General features: G+C 67.8%; 20 protein-coding genes. 12 read left to right on the top strand and 8 right to left on the bottom strand.

The features are described from left to right. Window positions 1–14: 14 nt before the first annotated feature. Entirely contained in the window at window positions 15–1,049 is a 1,035-nt protein-coding gene (locus ACZ1A1_RS02340; protein ID WP_463618948.1) for an aldo/keto reductase, read from the bottom strand. 117 nt (window positions 1,050–1,166) lie between these two features. Here ACZ1A1_RS02340 and ACZ1A1_RS02335 point away from each other — a divergent pair, with 117 nt between their 5' ends. From ACZ1A1_RS02335 to ACZ1A1_RS02310, 6 genes are all read left to right on the top strand, one after another. Then, on the top strand, window positions 1,167–1,913 hold the full coding sequence (locus tag ACZ1A1_RS02335; protein WP_463618600.1) for an SDR family NAD(P)-dependent oxidoreductase: 747 nt from the start codon (window positions 1,167–1,169) through the stop codon (window positions 1,911–1,913). 156 nt (window positions 1,914–2,069) lie between these two features. After that, window positions 2,070–4,667, top strand: coding sequence for a bifunctional lysylphosphatidylglycerol flippase/synthetase MprF (mprF, locus tag ACZ1A1_RS02330; RefSeq protein WP_463618599.1), 2,598 nt, complete (start codon window positions 2,070–2,072; stop codon window positions 4,665–4,667). Further along, window positions 4,664–6,031 carry a virulence factor family protein gene (locus tag ACZ1A1_RS02325; RefSeq protein ID WP_463618598.1) on the top strand — a complete coding sequence of 456 codons (1,368 nt, stop codon included), beginning with the start codon at window positions 4,664–4,666 and terminating at the stop codon, window positions 6,029–6,031. The genes mprF and ACZ1A1_RS02325 overlap by 4 nt, the downstream gene beginning before the upstream one ends. A gap of 323 nt (window positions 6,032–6,354) precedes the next feature. Next, the gene (locus ACZ1A1_RS02320; protein ID WP_415214850.1) at window positions 6,355–6,798 is read left to right on the top strand and encodes a hypothetical protein; all 444 of its coding nucleotides are present in this window, start codon (window positions 6,355–6,357) and stop codon (window positions 6,796–6,798) included. A 216-nt stretch (window positions 6,799–7,014) separates the two neighbouring features. After that, the gene (locus ACZ1A1_RS02315) at window positions 7,015–8,535 is read left to right on the top strand and encodes a DegQ family serine endoprotease (RefSeq protein ID WP_463618597.1); all 1,521 of its coding nucleotides are present in this window, start codon (window positions 7,015–7,017) and stop codon (window positions 8,533–8,535) included. A gap of 207 nt (window positions 8,536–8,742) precedes the next feature. Continuing rightward, the gene (locus ACZ1A1_RS02310; protein ID WP_463618596.1) at window positions 8,743–9,195 is read left to right on the top strand and encodes a VOC family protein; all 453 of its coding nucleotides are present in this window, start codon (window positions 8,743–8,745) and stop codon (window positions 9,193–9,195) included. A 19-nt stretch (window positions 9,196–9,214) separates the two neighbouring features. Here the strand turns inward: ACZ1A1_RS02310 and ACZ1A1_RS02305 are convergent, their stop codons facing one another. Beyond that, the gene (locus tag ACZ1A1_RS02305) at window positions 9,215–9,613 is read right to left on the bottom strand and encodes a VanZ family protein (RefSeq protein ID WP_463618595.1); all 399 of its coding nucleotides are present in this window, start codon (window positions 9,611–9,613) and stop codon (window positions 9,215–9,217) included. Between the two features lie 282 nt (window positions 9,614–9,895). Here ACZ1A1_RS02305 and ACZ1A1_RS02300 point away from each other — a divergent pair, with 282 nt between their 5' ends. The 5 genes from ACZ1A1_RS02300 to nadE are packed head-to-tail and all read left to right on the top strand — an operon-like array spanning window position 9,896 to window position 15,730. After that, complete coding sequence (locus tag ACZ1A1_RS02300; RefSeq protein ID WP_463618594.1) at window positions 9,896–11,005, top strand: hypothetical protein; 1,110 nt, start codon at window positions 9,896–9,898, stop codon at window positions 11,003–11,005. Window positions 11,006–11,010: 5 nt separating this feature from the next. After that, entirely contained in the window at window positions 11,011–12,960 is a 1,950-nt protein-coding gene (asnB, locus tag ACZ1A1_RS02295) for an asparagine synthase (glutamine-hydrolyzing) (protein WP_463618593.1), read from the top strand. A 2-nt stretch (window positions 12,961–12,962) separates the two neighbouring features. Then, window positions 12,963–13,217 carry an acyl carrier protein gene (locus tag ACZ1A1_RS02290; protein WP_313191931.1) on the top strand — a complete coding sequence of 85 codons (255 nt, stop codon included), beginning with the start codon at window positions 12,963–12,965 and terminating at the stop codon, window positions 13,215–13,217. 15 nt (window positions 13,218–13,232) lie between these two features. Then, window positions 13,233–14,753: a class I adenylate-forming enzyme family protein gene (locus ACZ1A1_RS02285; protein ID WP_463618592.1), complete on the top strand. Its 1,521-nt coding sequence runs from the start codon at window positions 13,233–13,235 to the stop codon at window positions 14,751–14,753. Then, on the top strand, window positions 14,750–15,730 hold the full coding sequence (nadE, locus tag ACZ1A1_RS02280; RefSeq protein WP_463618591.1) for an NAD(+) synthase: 981 nt from the start codon (window positions 14,750–14,752) through the stop codon (window positions 15,728–15,730). Before ACZ1A1_RS02285 ends, nadE begins: the two co-directional genes overlap by 4 nt. Before the next feature lie 59 nt (window positions 15,731–15,789). Here nadE and ACZ1A1_RS02275 read toward each other — a convergent pair whose 3' ends face one another. Continuing rightward, window positions 15,790–16,128 (bottom strand): RidA family protein, encoded by a 339-nt coding sequence (locus tag ACZ1A1_RS02275; protein WP_463618590.1) that lies wholly within the window; start codon window positions 16,126–16,128, stop codon window positions 15,790–15,792. A 333-nt stretch (window positions 16,129–16,461) separates the two neighbouring features. On the opposite strand from ACZ1A1_RS02275, the gene ACZ1A1_RS02270 reads away from it, so the two are divergent. Next, window positions 16,462–17,406 (top strand): threonine ammonia-lyase, encoded by a 945-nt coding sequence (locus tag ACZ1A1_RS02270; RefSeq protein ID WP_463618589.1) that lies wholly within the window; start codon window positions 16,462–16,464, stop codon window positions 17,404–17,406. A 136-nt stretch (window positions 17,407–17,542) separates the two neighbouring features. On the opposite strand, the gene ACZ1A1_RS02265 is transcribed toward ACZ1A1_RS02270, so the two are convergent. The 5 genes from ACZ1A1_RS02265 to ACZ1A1_RS02245 are packed head-to-tail and all read right to left on the bottom strand — an operon-like array spanning window position 17,543 to window position 23,055. Next, complete coding sequence (locus ACZ1A1_RS02265; protein ID WP_463618588.1) at window positions 17,543–18,673, bottom strand: substrate-binding domain-containing protein; 1,131 nt, start codon at window positions 18,671–18,673, stop codon at window positions 17,543–17,545. A gap of 53 nt (window positions 18,674–18,726) precedes the next feature. Further along, on the bottom strand, window positions 18,727–19,710 hold the full coding sequence (locus ACZ1A1_RS02260; RefSeq protein ID WP_313191942.1) for an ABC transporter permease: 984 nt from the start codon (window positions 19,708–19,710) through the stop codon (window positions 18,727–18,729). After that, window positions 19,707–20,684 (bottom strand): ABC transporter permease, encoded by a 978-nt coding sequence (locus ACZ1A1_RS02255; protein WP_463618587.1) that lies wholly within the window; start codon window positions 20,682–20,684, stop codon window positions 19,707–19,709. The genes ACZ1A1_RS02260 and ACZ1A1_RS02255 overlap by 4 nt, the downstream gene beginning before the upstream one ends. Next, on the bottom strand, window positions 20,681–22,198 hold the full coding sequence (locus ACZ1A1_RS02250) for a sugar ABC transporter ATP-binding protein (protein ID WP_463618586.1): 1,518 nt from the start codon (window positions 22,196–22,198) through the stop codon (window positions 20,681–20,683). Before ACZ1A1_RS02250 ends, ACZ1A1_RS02255 begins: the two co-directional genes overlap by 4 nt. Continuing rightward, on the bottom strand, window positions 22,195–23,055 hold the full coding sequence (locus ACZ1A1_RS02245; protein ID WP_313191945.1) for a sugar phosphate isomerase/epimerase family protein: 861 nt from the start codon (window positions 23,053–23,055) through the stop codon (window positions 22,195–22,197). Before ACZ1A1_RS02245 ends, ACZ1A1_RS02250 begins: the two co-directional genes overlap by 4 nt. Between the last annotated feature and the right edge of the window lie 17 nt (window positions 23,056–23,072).

The raw sequence follows: 23,072 nt of genomic DNA, 5'->3' as shown, positions 1-23,072 counted from the left end.
CGGGGCCGCGGCCTTCAGGCGGCAAGCCCTTCCCGCTCCAGCGTCTGCCAGAGCTCCGCCGGCACATCCTGTTCGAACCATTCAACATTCTGCCGGACCTGCCCGGCATCGCGCGGGCCGATCAGCACCGCGGTCACGGCGGGATGGCGCAGCGGATACTGGATGGCGGCGGCCGAAAGCGGCACGCCGAAGCGCGCGCAGGCCGCCGTCAGCGCGTCCACCCGCCGTGCGACGGCCTCGGGCACGTCCTGATAATTGAACTTGCGGTGGCCGCCGGGGCCGGCGGCGAGGATTCCGGAATTGAACACCCCGCCAATCATGATGCCCATGCCCGCATGCCGGGCCTTCTCAAAGAGGTCGAGCGCATTCTGTTCCAGAAGCGTATGGCGGCCGGCGAGCAGCGTGCAGTCGAGGGTGGTTTCGTTCATCGCATCGAGCACGACGGCCGCCTCGTTCACCCCGAGGCCGAAGCCGCCGACAAGGCCCGCGGCCTTCAGCTCCTCCAGTGCGCGGAAACCGCCGCCCTTCGTCAGCGCCGCCCAGTGGCCCGCCTGCGCATCCCCATGGGTGACGCTGCCGATGTCGTGCACGAAAAGAAGGTCGAGCCGTTCGAGGCCAGTGCGCTGACCGCTGTCGTCGAAGCTGCGCATGATGGCGTCATAGGAATAGTCGAAGACCTCGCGGAACGGCAGGCCGTTGTGCCAGCCCGAATCGAGCGGGTTCTTCGGCGGCGCCGGCGGCAGGTCACGCCCCGGCCGCTCGCGCGCCATCAGCCGGCCGACCTTCGTGCTGACCGTGAAGGACGCATCGGGGCCTGCCTTCTCGCGCAGGAAATGGCCCAGCAGGTGCTCCGACCGGCCGAGGCCGTACATCGGGGCGCTGTCGAAATAGCGGATGCCCGCCTGCCAGGCCGCTTCGAGAGCCTCCAGCGACGCCTCTGCCGAAACCGGCGCGTAAAGCCCGCCCATGGCCGCCGTACCCATGCCGAGGGCCGTCACCGTCAATCCCGTGCGCCCGACCGTCCTCGCCTCGCTTGCCCGCATGCAAATCTCCTCCCGCGGCGGCGCGAAAATCGCCGCCGCCTTGTTGCGATTGTTACACTAATATAATAGATCGGATCAAGCGGCGCGTGGCGCCGGAGGAGAGAACGCAAACCGGAGGAAGCCATGAACCAGATCGATCTTTCAGGCCAGCACGCGGTGGTGACGGGCGGGGCGCAGGGGCTGGGCTTCGCCATGGCCAAGCGCATCGTCGCCTCCGGCGCCACCGTCACGCTCTGGGATATCGACGAAAGCCTGCTGGCTTCGGCGCGCGAGACGCTCGGCGGCGCGGCAACGACCGCCGTCGTCGACATTTCCGACTGGGAGCAGGTCGACGCGGCCCGGCGGCGGACCGAAGAGATCGCCGCTCCCGCCTCGCTGCTCGTCAATTCGGCGGGGATCGCCGGCGCCGCAGCACCACTCGACGCCTACGACATCGCCATGTGGAAGAAGATCATCGACATCAACGTCAACGGCACCTTCTACGTCAACCGCGCCCTCGTGCCCGGCATGAAGGAGCGCAACTACGGCCGCATCGTCAACATCGCCTCCGTCGCTGGCAAGGAGGGCAATCCGAACGCGGCCGCCTATTCGGCCTCCAAGGCCGCGGTCATGGGGCTCACCAAGTCGCTCGGCAAGGAGCTCGCCGGCTACGACATCGCCGTCAACTGCATCACCCCGGCGACCGCACAGACGCGCATCCTCGAGCAGCTCACCCCGGAATTCATCGAGTACATGCGCTCGCGCATCCCGCGCGGCCGCTTCCTCGAAGTCGACGAGGCCGCCTCCATGGTCGCCTGGCTGCTCTCCAAGGAAAACAGCTTCACCACCGCGGCGACCTTCGACCTTTCCGGCGGGCGGACCACCTACTGAGCGCCCGTTTCGGGCCCGAAATCGCATGCTCCGGCGACGCAGGCTCGCGTCGCCGGAAGGCGGCACACACTCTTCTTTTGCGTTCCGTGGAATATGTCCGATATTTGCCACATCCGCGGATAACATGCGCCCGTTGCTGCATTACGGGTCGCACTCATGTCAGACAAAAATAGCGTGGTCACCGAGGATCGGGCATCCTGGCTCGTCCGGTCGTTTCTGACATACCGGCTCTACATTCTCGGCGTGGCAAGCCTCCTGGTCTTCGCGCTGGTGGCGGTCGGGGTCTACCGGCTGACGGCCGAGGTGCGTTACGACGAGGTCCTGGCGGCGCTTTCCGCGACGTCGTGGAGCGCCATCGCACTTGCCGCGCTCTTCACCGGGCTCAGCTTCCTCGCGCTGATCTTCTACGATTCCAACGCGCTGGACTATATCGGCCGCAGGAAGCCGTTTCCCGCCATCGCCGTGACCGCCTTCATCGCCTATGCCGTCGGCAACACAGTGGGCTTCGGGCCGCTCAGCGGCGGCGCGATCCGCTTCCGCGCCTATTCCCGCCTCGGCCTCCTGCCGGGCGATATCGCGCGTATCATCGCCTTCGTCACGCTGTCCTTCGGCCTCGGCCTTCTCTCGGTCAGTGCGCTTGCGATCCTTGCCGTCGCCCCGCGCGTCGCCGGCATTCTCGGTATCGACGCGCTCTGGCTGCGCGCTATCGCCGTCGTCGTCCTCGTCGCGCTCGTCACGGTGTTCTATATCGGCCGCAACGGCCATGTCCTTTCCTTCAAGGGCCTGACCCTGCGCCTGCCGGACAGCCGCACGACATCGCGGCAGTTCCTCGTTTCGGCGCTCGACATCGCCGCCGCCGCGTCCGTGCTCTATGTCCTCCTGCCGGATACCCATGTCGGCTGGCCGACCTTCCTTGCGGTCTATGCGGTGGCCATTGGCTTCGGCGTGCTCAGCCATGTCCCGGCCGGTCTCGGCGTGTTCGAGGCCGTCATCATGGCGGGCCTTTCCAACGCGATCGGCATCGACCAGTTGCTCGGCAGCCTCGTGCTCTACCGGCTGATCTACTATGTCCTGCCGCTGCTGCTCGCCACCGTCCTGCTGCTGGTCACCGAGACGCGGCATTTCGTGCTGAGGCCGGGTGTTGCGGAAGCCGCGCAGCTCGCCGGCAAGCTCGCCCCGACGCTGATCGCCACCCTGTCGCTGGTGCTCGGCACCATGCTGATCTTCTCGAGCGTCGTTCCGACGCCCGATTCCAATCTCGATTTCCTCTCCAACTACCTGCCGCTCCCGATCGTCGAAGGGGCGCATTTCCTGTCGAGCCTGCTCGGGCTGCTGCTGATCGTCGCCGCCCGCGGCCTCGGCCAGCGGCTGGACGGGGCGTGGTTCGTGGCGCTCGGCGGCGCCTGCGTCGCCTTCGCCTTCGCCTTCCTCAAGGGCATCGCGGTCGTCGAGGCGGGGCTGCTTGCGCTCTTCATCGTCGCGCTCATCGCCAATGCCCGCGCCTTCGACCGGCACAGCTCGCTGCTGCGCCAGGCGCTCGGCCCCTCCTGGCTGGCCGCGATCGGCGTCATCCTCGCCACCGCCTTCGTCATCCTGCTCTTCGTCTACCGCGATACGGAATATGCGCACGAGCTCTGGTGGCAGTTCGAATTTTCCGAGGAAGCGCCGCGCGGCCTGCGCGCGCTCCTCGCCCTTGCCATCGCCGCCTCGGCGCTGGCCCTGTTCAGCCTGTTGCGGCCGGCCCATTTCCGCACGGAAGGTCCCACCGCCGCCGAGCTGGAACAGGCGGTCGCGATCACGATGGCGCAGGACATGGCCGACGCCAATCTCGTGCGCTCCGGCGACAAACGGCTGCTCTTTTCCGCGTCCGGCCGGTCCTTCATCATGTACGGCATCCATGGCCGCTCGTGGATCGCGCTCGCCGATCCCGTCGGCGTCGAGGACGAGTTCGCCGAACTCGTCTGGCAATTCGTCGGCGCGGCGCGGGCTGGCGGCGGGCGGGCGGCTTTCTACCAGATCTCACCGGCGCTGCTTGCGGCCTGCGCCGATGTGGGGCTGAGGGCCTTCAAGCTCGGCGAGCTTGCGATCATCGATCTTGCCAGTTTCGAGATGAAGGGAAGCCGCTTCGCCAACCTGCGGCAGTCCTACAGCCGCGGCGCGCGCGACGGGCTCGCCTTCTCCGTCGCCCGTCCCGACGAGGTCGCCGCCATCCTGCCGGAGCTGCGCGCGGTCTCCGACAGCTGGCTCGCCCACCACAATGCCAAGGAGAAGACCTTCTCCCTCGGTGCCTTCGAGGAAGGCTACGTGCTTTCCCAGCCGGTCGCCGTCGTGCGGATCGAGGATCGCATTGTCGCCTTCGCCACGCTGATGGTGACGGACACCAGGGCGGAAGCAACCGTCGACCTGATGCGCTTTGCGCCCGACGCGCCCAAGGGGACGATGGATTTCCTCTTCGCCAGCATCCTCGACTATCTGCGCGGCGAAGGCTACCGGCAGTTCAATCTCGGCATGGCGCCGCTTTCCGGCATGGCGCGGCGCGAGGCCGCCCCGGTCTGGGACCGGGTCGGCGGCACGCTCTTCGAGCACGGCGAGCGGTTCTACAATTTCAAGGGCCTGCGCGCCTTCAAATCCAAGTTCCATCCCCGCTGGGAACCGCGCTATCTTGCGGTGACGAACGGCACGGGGGCGGCGCTGGCGCTGATGGACGTGACCTTCCTAATCGGCGGCGGCGTCAAAGGAGTGATTGCCAAATGAGCCTTCTTCATTCTCTTGCAGCGGCCGGCCTCATCGCCGGCCTCCTGCCGCTGGCTGCTGCGGCGCAGGACGCACCCCGGACATTCACGACCGGCATGATCCCTCCCGGCCACATCCTCATGCCGGATGGCGCGCCCGACGCGAGCGTCTTCCTGATTTCCGGCGCCGCCGGATGGGGCGACGACGAGGAGAAGCAGGCCGCCGCCCTCGTGGAGAAGGGCGCGGCCGTCATCGGCATCGATTTCCCCGCCTATATGAAGACGCTTGCGGCCGACGACGGCGACTGCGTCTACATGATCTCCGACGTCGAGTCGCTCGCCCATCAGGTGCAGCGCGCGGGCGGCGCGACGAGCTACAACCCGCCGGTCCTTGCCGGCATCGGCGAGGGCGGCGCGCTGGCGCTCGCCATGATCGCGCAGAGCCCGGCGGCCACCATCGACGAGGCCGTGGTGGTCGATCCCGAAGCCGGCATCCCGCTCGACAAGGTTCTCTGCACGCCCGCCTCCAAGACGAAGGCGGACGGCCGCACGATCTACGGCCTGACCGACGGGCCGCTTCCCGCCGCCGTCACGGTGCTTCTCACCGACAAGGCGCCCAAGGGCGGGCGCGACCATGTCGCCGCGCTCAAGGCCGCCCATGACGATATCGACATACGCGACGCGGCCGCCTCGCCGGCGGAAGCGCTGGCCCAGGCGCTCGCCGACCGGATGGATGCGGCCGGCGACACGGATTCCCCGCTCGGCCTGCCGCTCGACATCCTCAAGGCGAAGCCCGCCTATGACACGATGGCCGTGGTCTATTCCGGCGACGGCGGCTGGCGCGACATAGACAAGCAGGTGGCCGGCGCGCTGCAGCAGCGCGGCATTCCGGTCGTCGGGGTGGATTCGCTGCGCTACTTCTGGTCCGAGCGCAAGCCGCAGGAAACGGCGGACGACCTGGCGCGCATCATCGAGGCCTTCCGCAACGAGTGGAACGTGGAGCATGTCCTGCTCATCGGCTATTCCTTCGGCGCCGATATCCTGCCCGCCACCTACAACCTGCTTTCGCCGGAAGACAAGGCGCGCGTGCCGCAGCTCACGCTCATGGCGCTGTCGCATCAGGTGGATTACGAGATTTCCGTGTCCGGCTGGCTCGGCGTCGTCGGCGAAGGCGCGGGCGGCGATCCGGTCAAGGACATTGCGAAGATCGACCCCAGGCGCGTGCAATGCATCTACGGCGCGGACGAGGACGACGATCCCTGCCCGACGCTGAAGGCCTCCGGCGTGGAATCGATCGGCATCGACGGCGGGCATCATTTCGACGGAGATTATGATGCTCTGGCCGAGCGCATCATCGCCGGCCTCAAGCAACGGCTTGCAAAATAGGCGGCCCCTGCGGCGAAGATTACAGCCGTGTCATGTTCGGCGGGACCGCGCGGCGCACCGCGGCTCCGCTGATTTCTTTCAAGGGTTTGATTTTACAAAGGAAAAATCGCCATATGCTCAAGGCGATCTCGCCGATCCGGGCAATAATTTGGCAAATCGGCCCATCGGAACTTTATTTAATTGTAACATGACCCCGGCGGCCCGGCGGGCCTATAGATGATGCCAGGCTGGATGCCGCCGGTGGGAGATGGAACCCACGACGCGACGACATCGGACAGCCGGCGGGAAAGCCACGCCTTTCCCAATCATCCAGGAGACGCGTCATGCGCTCGACATTCAAAACCATCACAATCGCAACCTTCGCTCTTTCGATCGCCGCCGGCGGCGCCCTTGCCGCCGACCATTCGCACCACCACGAGGGTCGCCACCATTATGCGCCGGCCGTGACCGAAAATTCGGGCGACTTCGACTATTCCACCGTGGAGCCGTCGGACACCCCGACCGTCACTCCCCTCATGGTCCGTCATGTCCGCCTCGACCGGGTGCTGGGTGAACTCGGCTCCGCGCAGCAGTCCATCCGCCGGGATGAGGCCATGCACAGGCTCTCGGCCAGCGCCTATCGCAGGCTCGAAGGCGAGGCCGGCGCCATTCGCAGCCGCGCGATAACGGTCGCCGACATGCACGGCGGCGCCCTGCCGCAGGCCAACTACCAGCGCCTGCAGCAGGATATCCGCAAGCTCGACCGGGATATCGTCCGGATGAGCTGACCCTTCTGCCGGCGGGCGACACTCCGCCCGCCGGATAGCCGGCCGCCGGCCCTCTCAGCGGCGGCCAAGGAGCGGGCCGGGCGTCACGCTGGCGCTCCGCCCCTCTGGAAACCCCACCCCCGTGAACACGCAACCGGCCGCCCTCGCAGCCGTCCGGTTCCGCGCGCCCGGTGCCGGCACCACAGGCATCCGGGCGCTGACCAAAGGAAGACGACCATGACCAGGATTCTTGAAAAGCATCGTGTCGCAGCGCTTCTCGGCGTTGCCCTGCTGGTGGTGCCGGTGGCAGCCTCCAGCCTTGCCGGCGCCAGGGCCGCCCATGCAGCGGCGGCGCCGGAGACCTTCAATTCCGCCCTCACCCAGGGCTCCTTCGCGCCGATCGTGGCGGCCGACAAGCCGGCCGTCGTCACCATCATGACGACGCTGAAGGTGGAGAACACGTCCTCGCAGGACGGGGCCTCGCCGTTCGGCGGCGATTCGCCCTTCGACCAGCAGTTCCGCGACTTCTTCGGCGAACGCCAGATCCCCCTGCCGCAGCAGCGCCCGACCGAACGGGCCGAAGCGCTGGGCTCCGGCTTCGTACTGACCAGCGACGGCTATATCGTCACGAACAACCACGTCATCGACAAGGCGAGCACGATCAAGGTGACGCTCGACGACGGCACGGAACTGCCGGCCAAGCTCGTCGGCACGGATCCGAAGTCCGACCTTGCGGTGATCAAGATCGAAAGCGGCAAGCCGCTCGCCACCATCGGCTGGGGCGATTCCGACAAGCTGCGCGCCGGCGACCCGATCCTCGCCATCGGCAATCCCTTCGGCATCGGCACGACGGTGACGGCCGGCATCGTCTCGGCCCGCGGCCGCGACCTGCACAGCGGGCCCTATGACGACTTCATCCAGATCGACGCGCCGATCAATCACGGCAATTCCGGCGGCCCGCTCGTCGGCCTCGACGGCAAGGTGGTCGGCATCAACACCGCGATCTATTCGCCGAACGGCGGCAGCGTCGGCGTCGGCTTCGCCATTCCTTCCGACCAGGCGCAGGGCATCGTGGCCAAGCTGATGAAGGACGGCTCCATCGCGCACGGCTTCATCGGCGTGCAGATCCAGCCCGTGACCTCCGACATCGCCGATGCCATCGGCCTTGCCAAGCCGGTCGGCGCCCTCGTGGCCCGGGTCGATGACGGTACCCCCGCCGCCAAGGCCGGCATACGGTCGGGCGACGTCATCACGGCACTGGCCGGCAAGGCCGTGAACTCGCCGCACGAACTGTCGCGCATGGTGGCCGATCTTTCGCCCGGCGCGAAGGAAAGCCTGACGGTCTGGCGCGACGGCGGCAACAAGGACCTGTCGATCACGGTCGGCAACAATGACGACGCCGACAAGCAGGCAAGCGCCGATACGGGCAGCGAACCCGGCCTTCCCGGCGCCCAGGGCGTGCCGACCCTCGGCGTCCAGCTCGGCGACCTGACGCCGGACGTGCGCGATTCGCTCGGCCTGCCGGAAAGCGAGACGGGCGCGATCGTCGAGGGCGTCAGCCCGGACAAGCCGGCCGCCGATGCCGGCCTCCAGCCGGGCGACGTCATTCTCTCGATCAACCAGAAGCCCGTCCACTCCGCCCGGGAGGCGAAGGCCGCGGTCGCACAGGCCGGCAAGGCCGGCCGCAAGGGCGTGCTGCTCCTCGTCCAGCGCCAGGATGCGCAGACCTTCGTGACCGTGCCCTTCGCCGCGGGCTGACGGACGCTTCTTTGCGCATGCCATGCCGCCCGGTGATCGCCGGGCGGCATCGGCGTTTTTGGCGGGCCGATCATACCGCCGGCTTGCCGCAGATCAGCCATGGCCCGGCCGCGGGTTGACTTGCCGATCCATTTACGTTGATATCAATTCATTACGGCCCCGCCCATGCTGCGGCATGCGGGCGACGAGGAGAAGGAGGAGCCGACCATGAAGATCGTGACCAGCCTGAGTTTCCAGGGACAGTGCCGGGAGGCATTCGAATTCTATGCCAAGGTCCTGGGCGGCAGGATCACCGCCGCCTTTCCCTATGGCGATGGACCGCCCGGCATGCCGCTCAGCGATCCGAAATACAAGGACTGGCTGATGCATTGCTGGCTGGAGGTCGGCGATCAGGCGCTGATGGGGGCGGACATGGACATGGATGCCGCCTGGGCGCCGAATATCGAAAAGCCCAAGAACGGCTTCGACGTCACGCTGCACACCGCCGACAAGACGGAGGCCAAGCGCTGGTACGATCAGCTCTGCGAGGGCGGCCGGCCCGCCATGCCCTTCGACGAGACGTTCTGGTCGCCCGGCTTCGGTTCGCTGATCGACCGGTTCGGCGTGCCCTGGATGATCAACACCATCCCCTCCGCCGACTGGCGGCCGCCGCAGGGCTGAGGGAAACCGGGAGTGCCGGTCAGGAGACGGAGCGGCGCTCCTCCGCGGGAACAGCCGGCTCCTCGCGCGCGCCGGAAAACAGTTGCACCATGCCGGAATGCAGCAGGCTGCCCGCGAACAACCCGCCGATGCCGCCCGCAGCCTTCACTGCCGCATCGGCAAGGTGCGGGTGCCGTGTCGGGGAGATGAACTGGAACAGCTCCGCCCCGCCCGCCACCAGCACCACCAGCACGGCGATCGCAAGGCGATGGCGCGGATAGGCGAAGACGAACAGCGCCGACAGGACCGCATAGGCGGCTGCCCGGTCGAAATCGGTCGAAACCACGTCATGCGGCCGGTAGCCGATCGGCGAGACCGTCACGAAGAGGATGGCGGCAAGGGCAAGCCAGGCGCCGATACGGATAAGGCGGGTCAACATCGCTCGTGTTCTAAAGCATTCGGGTGAGAGTAACAGCCTTTTGCGCGGGGAATCGCGCCAAAACAAGGCGCAGGCGGCCGTATGCTGCGCGGCTTCCCTTCCCGGATATTAGAATAGTCTTTACGATAAACGGCTTTCGAACGCCCGCAACGCCCCGGAACCCGCCCTTACCGGGCCGGCACCGCCGTTCCTTGACCTTTTCTTCATCCGTCTCCCGTAAGCAGGCTTGTGGCGTCTGCCGTCCGCGGGGAACCGGACGGGACGGCCTCCGGGTGGGTTGAAATGTCGAGCGTACGTTCATTTGAGGCGGGGGACATCGGGACGGTCGCGGACCTTTTCCAGCGCCTGCTGCGCAAGACCGACGCCCCGGCCAGCGCCGATCTCAAATCCTATCTCGGCACGCTTTTCCTCGACGGCGAAAGCCTTCGCACCGGCCTGACCTCGCGCGTGCATGTCCGCGGGGACGGAACGGTTTCGGCTTTCCTCGGCGTCCTGCCGGTGGAAATGGAATTCGACGGGCGACGCCTGCTGGCGGCCAATTGCGGCAGCTTCGTCAGCGACGACAGGGACCCCGATCCTTTTGCAGGCGCCCGCCTGCTGCGCGAAGTCCTCTCCGGACCGCAGGATCTTTCCTTCAGCGAAACCGCGAACGAGATATCGACGGAGATGTGGCGCGGTGCGCGGGCGAGCGTTCTCGGCCCCTACAGCCTGGAATGGCTGCGGATCCTGAAACCCTCCGCATTCGCGCTGGAGGCGGTGGCGAGACGCTTACCCTTCACACGGGTGGCAAGGCCGCTTGCCCGGCTTGCCGATGCCGTCGTCTGCCGGCGCGGCGAGAAGCCGGCCTGGTTTCACTACAGGCCGCTTCCCGGCAAGGCGGACAGCTTCGTCGATGTCCCGGCGAGCGACGACGACTTCATCGCGGCTTTCCTGAAATTCGCCCAGGCCTTCGCCCTGCGCCCGCGCTGGGAGCCGCCGGTGCTGGAAGCCATGCTGCGCCATGCCAAGCGCAAGGCATTTCATGGCGAGCGTGTCCAGCATCTGGTCAAGGCCCGCTCGGGAGCGGTGGTCGGCGCCTATCTCTATTACGGCGATGCCGGCGGCGTCGGTCGCACGGTACAGCTTCTTGCCGCGCCGGGGCAGGAATCCGTGGTGATCGACTGCCTTATCCGCAATGCATATGAGCGGGGTCTGGTCGCCATCCGCGGTCGCACCCTGCCGCCCCTCCTGCCGGCGATGGTCGGCAAGAAATGCGCCTTCGTCCATGGCGCCGCAACGATCGTCCACACCCGCGACCCCGCGCTCCTCGAGGCCATGGCGGCCGGAAAGGCCTTCATCAACGGCCTTGTCGGAGAAGGCTGGACCCGCCTCATCGGCGACCGTTTCGAGTAGCGGCGATGTGCGGGATAGCGGGATATCACGGCAGCGCCATCGCCCCGGACCGGGCGGCAGAATGCCTCGGCCACATGGTGGCGGCGCTCAGGCATCGCGGGCCAGATGCCGAGGGGATTCTCGTTCGCGGCGAGACCGGCCTTGCCCATACCCGCCTTTCCATCGTCGGCCTTCAGGACGGCGCGCAGCCGATGACGTGCGAGGACGGCAGGCTCGCCGTCTCCTTCAACGGCGAGATCTTCAACTATGTGGAGCTGCGCGAGGACCTGAAGGCGCGCGGTCATCGTTTCCGCACCGCCTCGGATACGGAGGTGCTGCTCGCTGCTTATGCGCAGAAGGGCCTCGACTGCCTTGCGGATTTCAACGGCGACTTCGCCTTCGCGCTGCACGATGCCGCGACCCGCACGCTGGTCCTCGCCCGCGACCGCATGGGCGTGCGCCCGCTGTTCTATACCGAACATGAGGGCACGCTCTTCTTCGCCTCCGAGCCGGGCGCGCTCCTCGCCCTGCCGGGCATGGCTACCGAGATCGACCCGGTGGCGCTCGACCAGATCTTCACGCTCTGGTGCCCCATTCCGCCGCGCACGGCCTATCGCGGCATATCGGAACTGCCGCCCGGCCACATGATGATCGTGAAGGACGGCGAGCGCACGATCCGGCCCTGGTGGCAGCTTTCCTATCCCGACCGGGATGACGCGCCCCCGCCGCGCCGGGTGGAGGAGCAGGCCGAGGAGCTGCGCGCGCTGCTGGAGGATGCCACGCGCATCCGCCTGCGCGCCGACGTGCCCGTGGGCGCCTATCTCTCCGGCGGCCTCGACTCCTCCCTCGTTGCCGCGCTCGCGGCGCGGACGGTGACGCACGGCCTCAGGACCTTCTCGCTGACCTTCCGCAGCGCCGAACATGACGAGCGCGACTGGCAGCGGGAGATGGCCGCGACGCTGGATGCGGAGGCGGACAGCGTCGAATGCTCTTCCGCCGGGATCGCCGCACGGATGCCCGAGGCCATGCGGCATATCGGCTGCCCCATCCTGCGCACGGCGCCCGTCCCGCTCCACCTGCTCTCGGCGCGGGTGCGCGAGCGGGGCATGAAGGTCGTGCTGACCGGCGAAGGCGCGGACGAGATCTTCGCCGGATACGACATTTTCCGGGAAGCGCGCGTCCGGCGCTTTTGCGGCCGCATGCCGCAATCCGCCCGGCGCACCCGCCTCTTCCAGCGGCTCTATCCCTATCTGCCGGGCCTGAAGCAGCAGACGCCGGACTATCTCGCCCGCTTCTTCGCCTTCGGCTCCGAGGCGCTCGACGATCCGCTTTACTCCCACCGGCCGCGCTTCCGCTCCACCGCCGCGGCAAAGCTGTTCTTTTCCGCCGCGCTGAAGGAGGCCATCGGCGACTACGATGCCGCGGCGGATCTTGCCGCGCAGCTGCCGCCCGACTTCTCCCGCTGGCATCCACTGCATCAGGCGCAATATCTGGAAACCGCCTTCTTCCTGCCCGGCTATCTCCTCTCCAGCCAGGGCGACCGCGTGATGATGGCGAATGCCGTCGAGGGGCGCTTCCCGTTCCTCGATCCGCAGGTCGTGTCCTTTGCCGCCGGGCTCTCGCCTGATGCGAAGCTGCGCGGGCTTCGCGAAAAGCACATCCTCAAGGAGGCCGCCCGCGGCCTCGTGCCGGCCCGGATCATCGACCGCGCCAAGCAGCCCTATCGCGCCCCCGATGCCGAGGCCTTTGCCGGCGCGGCGAAGGCCCTCGACACCGTGCTCGCGCCGGAGCGGCTCACTGAAGCCGGGCTGTTCAGTGTGCAGGCGGTCGGCAAGCTGAAGGAAAAGGTCCTCAAGGGCGAGGCCACGGGCTTTCGCGACAACGCCGCCTTCATCGGCGTCCTCTCGACCCAACTCCTGCGCGACGGCACGGCCGCGCAATCGTCACAACCCCTATCGAGCATCGGAAGAAGCTGAGAATGACCGCAGAAACCCAAGCCACGATCCGCGCCTTCATCGTCGAGAACTTCCTGTTCGGCGACGAGAGCCACCCCCTGCCGGCCGATCTGTCCCTGATCGACAACGACCTGATCGATTCCACCGGCATCCTCGAACTGGTCGGCTTCCTCGAGGAACGCTTCGCCATCAAGGTCGCGGACGCGGACATCGTGCCGGCCAATCTCGACACGATCGAGCGGATCGCCGGCTTCATCGCGCGCAAGCAGGCGGCCTGAAGGCGGAAACCGGCCATGCGGATCGAGCAATATCTCCGGCAGAGCGCAGCACGGGACGGGGCGAGGATCGCCATCGTCGCGGGCGACCTGCGGCTGAGCTACGACCGCTTCCTCGATCTTTCCGCCCGCATGGCAACGACGCTCCGGGCCGGCGGTGTCGCTCGCGGCGATCGTGTCCTCATCCTGCTCGACAATGGCTGGCAGGCCGCCGTCGCCGTCCTCGCCACCTGGCTGGCGGGCGCCGTCATCTGCCCGGTCAATCCATCGACGAAGGCCCCCCGCCTTTCGCAGATCGCCGCCGACTGCACGCCCGCCCTCGTGATAACCGAGGCGCGGCTCGAACGGCTCGTCACGGGCGTCGCGGAGCTTGCCGATGCGCCGCGCCTCGCGGCGGGAGAGGCGGGCAGCTTCGAGGCCGGGCTGAACGCCGCGCCATTGCCCGCGGAAGACCTACCGGACAGCGACCTTGCCGCATTGATCTATACGTCGGGCTCGACCGGCGTGCCGAAGGGCGTGATGCTCGCCCATGACAACATGGATGCCGCGGCCCGCTCCATCGCCTTCTATCTCGAAAACACCGCCGCCGACACGCTCCTCGTCGTCCTGCCGATGTCCTTCGGCTACGGGCTCAACCAGCTCGTGACCGCGATGCTGACGGGCGCGACGCTGGTGATCGAGAAATCCTTCGCCTTTCCGCAGGCGGTCTTCGAGAAGATCCGCGACGAGCGCGTCACCGGGTTCGCCCTGGTGCCGGCCATGGCCGCGATGATGATGCAGGCGCGAGACCTCGATCCTTCGCTCTTTGCGAGCCTTCGCTACATCACCAGCGCCGCCGCACCGCTGCCGCCGGCCCATCTCGACTGGCTGCGCGCCTTCCTGCCGCATGTCCGCGTCTTCTGCATGTACGGCCAGACCGAATGCACCCGCATCGCCTATCTGCCGCCCGGGGAGATCGAGGCCCGTCGCGGCTCGGTCGGCATCGCCATTCCCGGCGTGCGGACCGAGGTCGTGGACGAGGCAGGCGTTGCCGTCCCCCCCGGCACCGTCGGCGAGCTGGTCGTCACCGGCGCGAACGTGATGCGCGGCTACTGGCGGAACGAGGCGGCGACCCGCAAGGCGCTGCGCCCGGATCCGCGGACCGGCGCGATGCGCCTCCATACCGGCGACCTCTTCACCGCGGATGCGGACGGCTATCTCACCTTCGTTTCGCGCACGGACGACATCATCAAGTCCCGCGGCGAGAAGGTCGCGCCCAAGGCGGTGGAAGACGTGCTGCACCGCATGCCCGGCATTGCCGAAGCCCTCGTCGTCGGCGTTCCCCACGATGTTCTCGGGCAGGCCGTCAAGGCGCTCGTCGTCGCCTCGGATACGGCCCTCACCGAACGGGACGTGATGCGCTTCTGCGCGCAGAACCTCGAGGACCACATGGTCCCGAAGATCGTCGAATTCCGGCAGTCCCTGCCAAGAACCGATTCCGGCAAGGCAAGCCGCAGGCTTGCCGCCGAGCCCATCCCCATCACAGGATCGAACGCATGACCGCACAGACATCCCACAGGCCCGCCTTCGCCCCGCTGGTGCTCGATCCCGAAGCGGAGGTGGAGCGCATCACGACATGGATGCGCGAGCGGCTGCGCCTCGACCTGCGCAAGCGCGGCCTCGTGCTCGGCCTTTCGGGCGGCATCGATTCCTCTGTCTCGGCGGCGCTGGCCGTGCGGGCGCTCGGCGCGAAGAACGTCTTCGCGCTCTTCATGCCGGAAAACGATTCCGATCCGGAGAGCCTGCGGCTCGGGCGGAGCGTGGCGGAAACCTTCGGTATCGACAGCGTCGTGGAGGACATCGGGCCGGCGCTCGCGGCGATGGGATGCTACGAGCGGCGCGATGCCTTCATCCGCGAGGCGGTGCCGGAATATGGGGCGGGCTGGGCCTCCAAGATCGTCTTCGACAATCCGATGACGACGGGGGGCTACAACATCTCCTCGCTGGTCGTCCGCTCGCCGCAGGGCGAGACGCGCAAGGTGCGCCTCGGCGCCGGCGCCTATCTCGGCATCGTCGCGGCGACGAACATGAAGCAGCGCACCCGCAAGCAGCTCGAATACTACCATGCCGACCGGCTGAACTTCGCCGTGCTCGGCACGCCGAACCGGCTGGAATACGACCAGGGCTTCTTCGTCAAGAACGGCGACGGCGCGGCCGACATCAAGCCGATCGCCCATCTCTACAAGTCGCAGGTCTACCAGCTCGCCGCCCATCTCGGCGTGCCGGCCGAAATCCTCTCCCGCCCGCCGACCACCGATACCTATTCGCTGCCGCAGACCCAGGAGGAATTCTATTTCGCCCTGCCCTACGACAAGATGGACATCTGCCTCTACGGCCTCGAAAATGCCGTGCCCGCCGATGCGGTCGCAGAGGCGACGGGGCTCAAGGCGAGCGACATCGAACTGGTCTGGGCCGACATCGCGGCCAAGCGCAAGGTCGCGCGCTACCTGCACAGCCAGCCGCTGATCATTTCCTGACGAAAAAGGCCGGGACCGCCTCACGCGTCCCGGCCTTCCTGCATCAATCGTGAACCGCCTCAGACGAGCGCGGTCACCTGGATCTCGACCAGCAGTTCCGGTGCGGCAAGACGGGCTTCCACGGTGGCGCGGACCGGCAGGTTGTCCTTGTCGATCCACTCGTCCCAGACCGTGTTCATCTGGCCGAAATGGGCAATGTCGCGGAGCCAGATGCTGGCGCTGATCAGCTTGGCCTTGGAGGTACCGGCCTCGGCGAGCAGGGCGTCGATCTGGGCCAGGATGTCGCGGGTCTGCGCGACGGTGTCGGCGCCCGCGCCGGTCACGCCGGCCGTGGTGACGACGCCGTTGACGACGACGGCGCCGCAGAAGCGCTGGCCGGGCTTGATACGCTTGATCATGGAAAGTCTCCCTGTTGGTCAAAGAATGGTTTTGCCGAGAATCGGCGGATGAAACGATGCGTTCTCGTCCGCCATCCGGGGCAGCGTGGCATCCATGCCCGAAACCCCGGCAGAGCGCAACGTGCCGCGCCGAGGCCGGGCGGCGATTGATGCCGCAGATACACGTTGAACGACACATCGCGCTTGCGGCCTTCGATAGAGTGTCCGGTATTTCAGACAGATGTGCATATATCGTTTACGCCCCGGCCGGACCATGTTTAAAGAAGCTCAAGTCACCCGGCCGCACGGCCGGTTCGCCTGCCCGTCCCGCTCCCATGATTTCCGGAGACAGCCATGATCGGACTAGACGATATCCGCGCCGCCAGGGACCGCATCGCGGACGGTATTCGCCGGACGCCCGTCATCCGCGCGGACCAGTTGAAGACCGCGCTTCCCGGCGGTGTCGAACCCATGCTCAAGCTGGAGCTTCTCCAGGTGACGGGTTCGTTCAAGGCGCGCGGGGCGACCAACCGGCTGCGGACCACGCCGCGCGAGCAGCTGGCGGGTGGCATCGTGGCCGCTTCCGGGGGTAACCACGGCCTTGCGACTGCGCGTGCGGGCCATCTGGCCGGCGTCAAGACCACGATCTTCCTGCCGGAAAACGCGACGCCCGCCAAGATCGCCAAGCTGCGCGAATGGGGCGCGGATACCGTGATCGTCGGCACCGCATGGCAGGAAGCCAACGAGGCGGCGCTCGCCTTCTGCGAGCGGACGGGCGCGGCCTATTTCCATCCCTTCGCCGATCCCCTCGTCGTCGCCGGACAGGGCACGGTGGGGCTGGAAATCCTGGAGCAGGTCGCCGATGTCGACACGGTCCTCGTCGCGATCGGCGGCGGCGGGCTGATCAGCGGCGTGTCGACCGCCATCAAGAGCATCGCCCCGCATATCCGCATTATCGGCATCGCCGCCGCCGGCTCGCCCACCCTGCTGCGCTCGCTGGAGGCCGGACGCAACATCGATATCGGCCGCGCGACCACCTCGGTCGCGACCATGTCGTGCTCGCATACGGATCCCCGCATCTTCGACATCGTCCGCAAGAATGTCGACGGGATCGTGCTTGTGGAGGACGCGGAGATGGCCGCCGCCGCAAAATGGCTCTGGTTCGAAATGGGCCTTGCCGCCGACCTCAGCGGTGCCGCCGCCATCGCGGCCCTGCAGCAGGGGCGTGTCGCCGTGAAGCCCGGCGAGAAGATTTGCGCGATCGTCTGCGGCGCCGGCCCGGACGCGCTGACATCCTGACATCCGCGCAACGCAGGAATGGAAACACGGGCACCAGCCCCGCTTGAGGGGCTGATGCATCGCGAGGCGGCATCAGAACGCGCCTCGGGTCAGGTCCGACGAGAGGGCGAGGTTCGCCCTCTCGTCCATGCCTTGACTACTTCTTGCCGCCCCAGCGTTCCGGGTAGCCCGGCAGCTCCTGGCAGCCGCAGAGGCTGTAGTGCAGCGGCGGCATGCGCTCGTCGACATAGTTCGCCAGAACGTCCTCGGTGATCGCCGGCTGCGGCAGCACCCATTCGGGGCCGGGAACCGCCTTGCCGTCCAGCACGTCGAGGGCCGCGATGACGGCCGTGCGCCACTGGTAGGTCGGGTAGGACGGACCGATCGCCGTCAGCTTCTCCGACTGCCACTTGCGCAGGAAGTCCTGCTGGTCCTCGCCGCTGATGACCGGATAGGGAAGGCCCGCATCCTCGAAGGCTTCGAGCGCCGCCGTCGCCGTATCGCCGGCATCCATCCAGACCGCATCGATCTTCTCGCCGCGGTTGATGTAGTCCTCGACGACGGACTTGGTCTTCGCCCGGTCGCTGCCGGTGAATTCCGAGCCGATCACGTTGATGCCGGCCTCGTCGAAGATGTTCTTGGCGGCCGAATAGCGGGTCTCCAGCACGTCGACGCCCGGCATGATGCGCAGCGCCAGCACATTGTCGCCCTTCTTCAGCTTGCCGGCGATGAACTCGCCCGAGGTGATGCCGAAGCCGTAGCCGCCGACCGGGTGGATATAGGTCACCGGGCAGCTCGTATTGACGCCGCGGTCGAAGACGATGACCGGAAGCTTGCCGCAGGCCGCTTCCACGGCCGGGGTGAGCGCCGCCGTCGTGTTCGGCGAGACGATCAGCGCATCGCACTTGCCGCCGCTGACGAGGGCCTCGATATCGGAGATCTGCTTGTCGTCCTTGCCCTCGGCATCGACGACGATCAGCTCCTTGAGGCGGTCCTTGTGCAGCTCGGCCTCGGCATTGAGGTTGTTGAGGCCGACGACGCGCCAGGGATTGAAGACGCCGGCATTGGAGACGCAGAGCGTGACCTGGCCATCCTTCCTGTATTTCGCCGTGTCGACCATGCCGTCGCCGAGATGCTGCGCCCAGGGCTGGCCTTCCGGTCCCTGCGGCGTCATCGAAAGCTGCTCGCGCTGCTTCTTGAACTCGGCCGGGTCGTTGAAGTCCTGCGCCAGCGCCTGCCCGGCGAATGTGAGCGCGACGGTCGTCGCCAGAAGTGTCCTCAGTGTCATGTCTTCCTCCTCCAGAATGCCGGCCGCGCCGGCGGTTGATGCTATATGTCGGGTCAGGTCCGCCGCCGGCCACGCCACACGCTGGCGCCCACCGCGGCGATCAGGATCAGGCCCTGGATGCTGTCGCGTAGCGCCTGCGGCAGGCCAATGAGATTGAGCAGGGTGAAGAGCGCGAAGAGGCTGAGCGCCCCGAACACCGCGCTCCAGATGGAGCCGCGCCCGCCGAGAAGCTGCGCGCCGCCGATGACGCAGGCGGCGATGGCCTGCAGCTCCAGCCCCTCGCCGGCGTTGACGGAGACGCCGGAAAAGCCGCCGATCAGGATGCCGGCCGTCACCGCCGAGACCGCGGAGACCACGAAGGCGAGGATGCGCGTTGCGGCGACCGGCGTTCCGGCGAGCTCCGCAGCCCGCGGATTGTCGCCGACGGCGAGTGCCCGCTTGCCGTAGACGGTGCCGTTGAGCACCCACCAGGCGAGCGCCACGAAGCCGGCAAGGACGATGGCCGCGAGCGGCAACGCGCCGACGAGGGGAACGTCGCGCCAGACCAGACGGCCGAGATTGCGGAAATTGTCCGGCAGGTCGCCGCGCGCCGCCCCGCCCGACCAGGCGAGCGCCAGCCCGTTGACGGAGAGCATCGCGCCGAGCGTCGCGATGATCGAGGGCACCTTGAGGAAGGCGACGACGAGGCCGTTCACGAGGCCGACGGCGATGCCCATGACATAGAGCACGCCGATGACCGCCCAGGTCGTCTCCGGATCGCCGTTGATCAGGATCGAGGCGGCGAGCACGACCAATGTCGCGACCGCTCCCATGGAGAGGTCGAAGCCGCCCGTCAGGATGACGTAGAGCTGGCCGCAGGCGAGGATGACGAGCGGCGCGGCGCGGCGCAGGAAATTCATGAAGAGGCCCGGCTCCAGATAGTTCGGCTGGAGGAAGGCGATGCCCGCATAGAGCGCGAGGAAGATCACGAGGCCGGCATTGACGGCGATGCGCGCCGGGCGGCGAAGGGAGGAAGGGGTCTGCGGGACGGGGCTCATGCGACATGCCCCTTCGAGCGGACGGCGTGGATGGCGACGGCGGCAACGACGATGGCCCCGCGCAGCACCTGCTTGAGGAAGGCGTCGATGCCGAGCATGTTGAAGCCCGCATCGAGGCTGGCGAAGAGCAGGACGCCCGCGAGCGTGCCGGCGACGCCGCCCTTGCCGCCGGCAAGGATCGTGCCGCCGATGACCGTCACGGCGATGGATTCGAGGTCGTAGATGCCGTCGCGGCCGATCCAGGGCGTGCCGGATTGCAGCCGGGCGGCGAGATAGAGTCCCGACGCGCCGGCAAACAGGCTGGCGACCACATGGGCGGACAGCGTGACGCGCTCCGTGCGGATGCCGGCGAGCCGCGCCCCGTCCGGATTGCCGCCGACGGCATAGATGCGCGCGCCGAACAGCGTGCGGTCGAGCACGAAGGCGGCGGCGAGCGAGAGGGCGGCGAGCAGCAGGATGGAATAGGGAACGCCCAGCACGCCGCCATAGGCGACGACCTGGAATTCCCGCGCCACCGCCCCCTGCAGCATGCCGAACGAGGCGGCGAGCACGCCCTGGATGACGAGCCCCGTGCCGAGCGTCGCGATCAGCGGATTGATGCCGCCATAGGCGACCAATGCACCGTTGACGAGGCCGACCGCGAGGCAGAGCCCGAGGCAGATCACGATGGCCGACAGGATCATCGCCGGATCGCCCTGCATGATATGCGAGGCGAGGACGGCGACGGCGCTGATGAGCGCGGCGACCGAAAGATCGATCGACCCGACGAGGATCACGAAGGTTTGGCCGACGGCGACCAGCCCGAGGGCCACCATGCGCTGGAGGAGGCCGACGATGCCCTGCCCGCCGAGCTGCGCGGTCTCGCCGGTCGCAAGCGCCACCACGACGAAGAAGCCGATGGAGAGCCCCGCCAGCAGCACGGCGATGGACAGGCCCGCAGCGGCCGGCTTCGGCTTCACGATATCCGTCGTCATGCGCGTGCCTCCGCTTGCGGCGCATCCGCAAGGCCGAGGGCGAGATGCATGACGTCCTCCTCGCTCGCGCCCCTTGGCAATTCGCCGGACAGGCGGCCCTGGTGCATGACGAGGATGCGGTCGGCGATGCCGATCAGCTCCGGCATGTCGGAGGAGACCACGACGATGCCGCGGCCGGAATCGGCGAAGCCGCGCATCGTCTCGTAGATCGCCGCCTTGGCCGCGATGTCGATGCCGCGGGTCGGCTCGACGAAGACGAGGATGTCGGATGCCTGCGCCAGCCAGCGCACGATGATCGCCTTCTGCTGGTTGCCCCCGGAGAGCGTGCCGACCTCCTGGCCGAAATCCCCGGCCCGCACGTCCATGCCGCGCAACCGTTCGTCGATGGCGGAAGGCGCGAAGGCGCCGCGCTCGGGCCGCGTGAAGAGGCCGGCCATGGAGCGCAGGGTCAGGAGCGCGTTGTCGCGCACGGACTGGCGCAGCGCGAGCCCCTCGCGCTTGCGGTCGCCCGGCAGGTAGCCGATGCCGGCGGCCGTCGCCTGCCGGGGCGTGCGAAGGGCGACCGGCCTGCCGCGCAGCGCGACCGCGCCGCCGGAGAACGGCGCGTCGCCGACCAGCGCCTGCGCCAGCGCGCCCTTGCCGGAATCTTCCAGGCCCGCCACGCCGACGATCTCGCCGGCCCGCACGCTGAGGGCGATGTCGCGCAGCGCCGCATTTGCCCCGCCCTCGACGGCAAGGAGGACGGCGCCCGGCGCGGAGACCGGCGGCGCGGGGTAGAAATCCTTGAGGTCGCGGCCGACCATCGCCCGCACGATCTCTCCGATCGGGGCGGCCTCGCGCGGCCGCGTCCAGATCTTCCTGCCGTCCTTGAGGACGGTGATGCGGTCGGCGATCGCCGTGACCTCCGGCATGCGGTGGGAGATGTAGACGATCGAAACACCCTCGCCCCGGAGGGTCCGCACCAGCGCGAGCAGCGCCCGGCTGTCGCGCTCGTCCAGCGCCGCCGTCGGCTCGTCCATGACGAGGATGCGCGCATCGAGGAGAAGCGCCTTGGCGATCTCCACGAGCTGCTGCGTGGCGATGGAGAGCGAGGAAACAGGCGCCTGCGGATCGATCTGCGCTCCGATGCGGCGAAGGAGCGCCGCCGCCTTATCCCGCATCGCCGCCTTGTCGAGGATGCCGCGCCGGGCGATCTCGCGGCCCATGAAGATGTTCTCCGCCACCGTGCGGTGCGGCAGCAGGCTGAGCTCCTGATGGATGATCGAGATGCCCGCTTCCGCCGCCTGCCGGGGATGGGTGAACTGCACGGCCCTGCCGTCGAGGCGGATCTCGCCGGTATCCGGCCGGTAGCTGCCGCCGAGGATTTTCATCAGCGTCGACTTGCCGGCGCCGTTCTCGCCGCAGATCGCATGGACCTCGCCGGGCAGGCAGTCGAAATCCACGCCGTCGAGCGCGCGCACGCCCGGAAAGACCTTGCCGATGCCGGACATGCCGAGGGCGGGAACAGCCGTCATGCCAGCCGCTCTCCCGCCGCCGCCCATTCGCGGCGGATGAAGGCGACGCTCTCGGCGAAAAGGCCGTCGAGATCGTCGAAGAGATCGCGCCAGACCCGCGTCGCGCCGGCGAGCTCCGGCAGGGCGCGGCCGAAGGATTCGACCGTCAGCCAGCCGTCGTAGTTGCAGCGGCGCAGCGCGTCGAAATGCGCCGCGAAGGGCACATGGCCGGAGCCGGGAACGCCGCGGTCGTTTTCCGAGACATGGAAATGGTTGATCTCGCCGTGATAGCGCTCAAAGGTCGCCGGCGGGTCCTTTTCCTCGATATTGGCGTGGAACGTGTCGAACATGTAGCCGTAATTGGGATGGTTGACGGCGCGGTAGATGGCCGATGCCTGAGCGATGGTCGACATCATGTAGCATTCGAAACGGTTGACCGCTTCCGCCGAGATGCGCACGCCAGCGGGGGCCGCATATTCCGCCATCGCGCGCATCGCCTCAACGCAGCGGCCCGTTTCCTCCGGCGTCGGCCCGAAACCGGTGAAGACGCCGACGGGCGAATGAAGGGGCCCCGCGACGATCTCGCCGCCCATCGCCGCCGTGCAGTCGACGATCCAGCGATGGTGGTCGCGCGCTTTCGCGCGCACCGCCGGATCGGGGCTGACGGGATTGGCCTCGGGCGTCGCGACGGCCGCCGCGCCCGCCGTCAGGCCGATATCGGCAAGCAGCCGGCCGAGCGCCGCATAGTGCTCGACCTTGCCGGAGAAGACAGGAACCTCCACCGCGTCGTAGCCGAGCGCCTTCAGCCGTTCGAGCTGGCGCGCGTGCTGCATGCCGATATCCGCGCCGATGACGAGCAGGTTGAATGCGACCTTCACTGATGTCCTCCCCTTCG

This window comes from Shinella sp. R2-11 (genome assembly GCF_055330205.1).
Note: the sequence above shows the minus strand (reverse complement) of the source record. Positions and strands in the feature narration are given on the sequence as shown.

Coding starts and splice junctions, on each gene's coding strand:
- ACZ1A1_RS02335 (WP_463618600.1), top strand. CDS start 1,167: ATGAACCAGATCGATCTTTCAGGCCAGCACGCGGTGGTGACGGGCGGG.
- mprF (WP_463618599.1), top strand. CDS start 2,070: ATGTCAGACAAAAATAGCGTGGTCACCGAGGATCGGGCATCCTGGCTC.
- ACZ1A1_RS02325 (WP_463618598.1), top strand. CDS start 4,664: ATGAGCCTTCTTCATTCTCTTGCAGCGGCCGGCCTCATCGCCGGCCTC.
- ACZ1A1_RS02320 (WP_415214850.1), top strand. CDS start 6,355: ATGCGCTCGACATTCAAAACCATCACAATCGCAACCTTCGCTCTTTCG.
- ACZ1A1_RS02315 (WP_463618597.1), top strand. CDS start 7,015: ATGACCAGGATTCTTGAAAAGCATCGTGTCGCAGCGCTTCTCGGCGTT.
- ACZ1A1_RS02310 (WP_463618596.1), top strand. CDS start 8,743: ATGAAGATCGTGACCAGCCTGAGTTTCCAGGGACAGTGCCGGGAGGCA.
- ACZ1A1_RS02305 (WP_463618595.1), bottom strand. CDS start 9,613: ATGTTGACCCGCCTTATCCGTATCGGCGCCTGGCTTGCCCTTGCCGCC.
- ACZ1A1_RS02300 (WP_463618594.1), top strand. CDS start 9,896: ATGTCGAGCGTACGTTCATTTGAGGCGGGGGACATCGGGACGGTCGCG.
- asnB (WP_463618593.1), top strand. CDS start 11,011: ATGTGCGGGATAGCGGGATATCACGGCAGCGCCATCGCCCCGGACCGG.
- ACZ1A1_RS02290 (WP_313191931.1), top strand. CDS start 12,963: ATGACCGCAGAAACCCAAGCCACGATCCGCGCCTTCATCGTCGAGAAC.
- ACZ1A1_RS02285 (WP_463618592.1), top strand. CDS start 13,233: ATGCGGATCGAGCAATATCTCCGGCAGAGCGCAGCACGGGACGGGGCG.
- nadE (WP_463618591.1), top strand. CDS start 14,750: ATGACCGCACAGACATCCCACAGGCCCGCCTTCGCCCCGCTGGTGCTC.
- ACZ1A1_RS02275 (WP_463618590.1), bottom strand. CDS start 16,128: ATGATCAAGCGTATCAAGCCCGGCCAGCGCTTCTGCGGCGCCGTCGTC.
- ACZ1A1_RS02270 (WP_463618589.1), top strand. CDS start 16,462: ATGATCGGACTAGACGATATCCGCGCCGCCAGGGACCGCATCGCGGAC.
- ACZ1A1_RS02265 (WP_463618588.1), bottom strand. CDS start 18,673: ATGACACTGAGGACACTTCTGGCGACGACCGTCGCGCTCACATTCGCC.
- ACZ1A1_RS02260 (WP_313191942.1), bottom strand. CDS start 19,710: ATGAGCCCCGTCCCGCAGACCCCTTCCTCCCTTCGCCGCCCGGCGCGC.
- ACZ1A1_RS02255 (WP_463618587.1), bottom strand. CDS start 20,684: ATGACGACGGATATCGTGAAGCCGAAGCCGGCCGCTGCGGGCCTGTCC.
- ACZ1A1_RS02250 (WP_463618586.1), bottom strand. CDS start 22,198: ATGACGGCTGTTCCCGCCCTCGGCATGTCCGGCATCGGCAAGGTCTTT.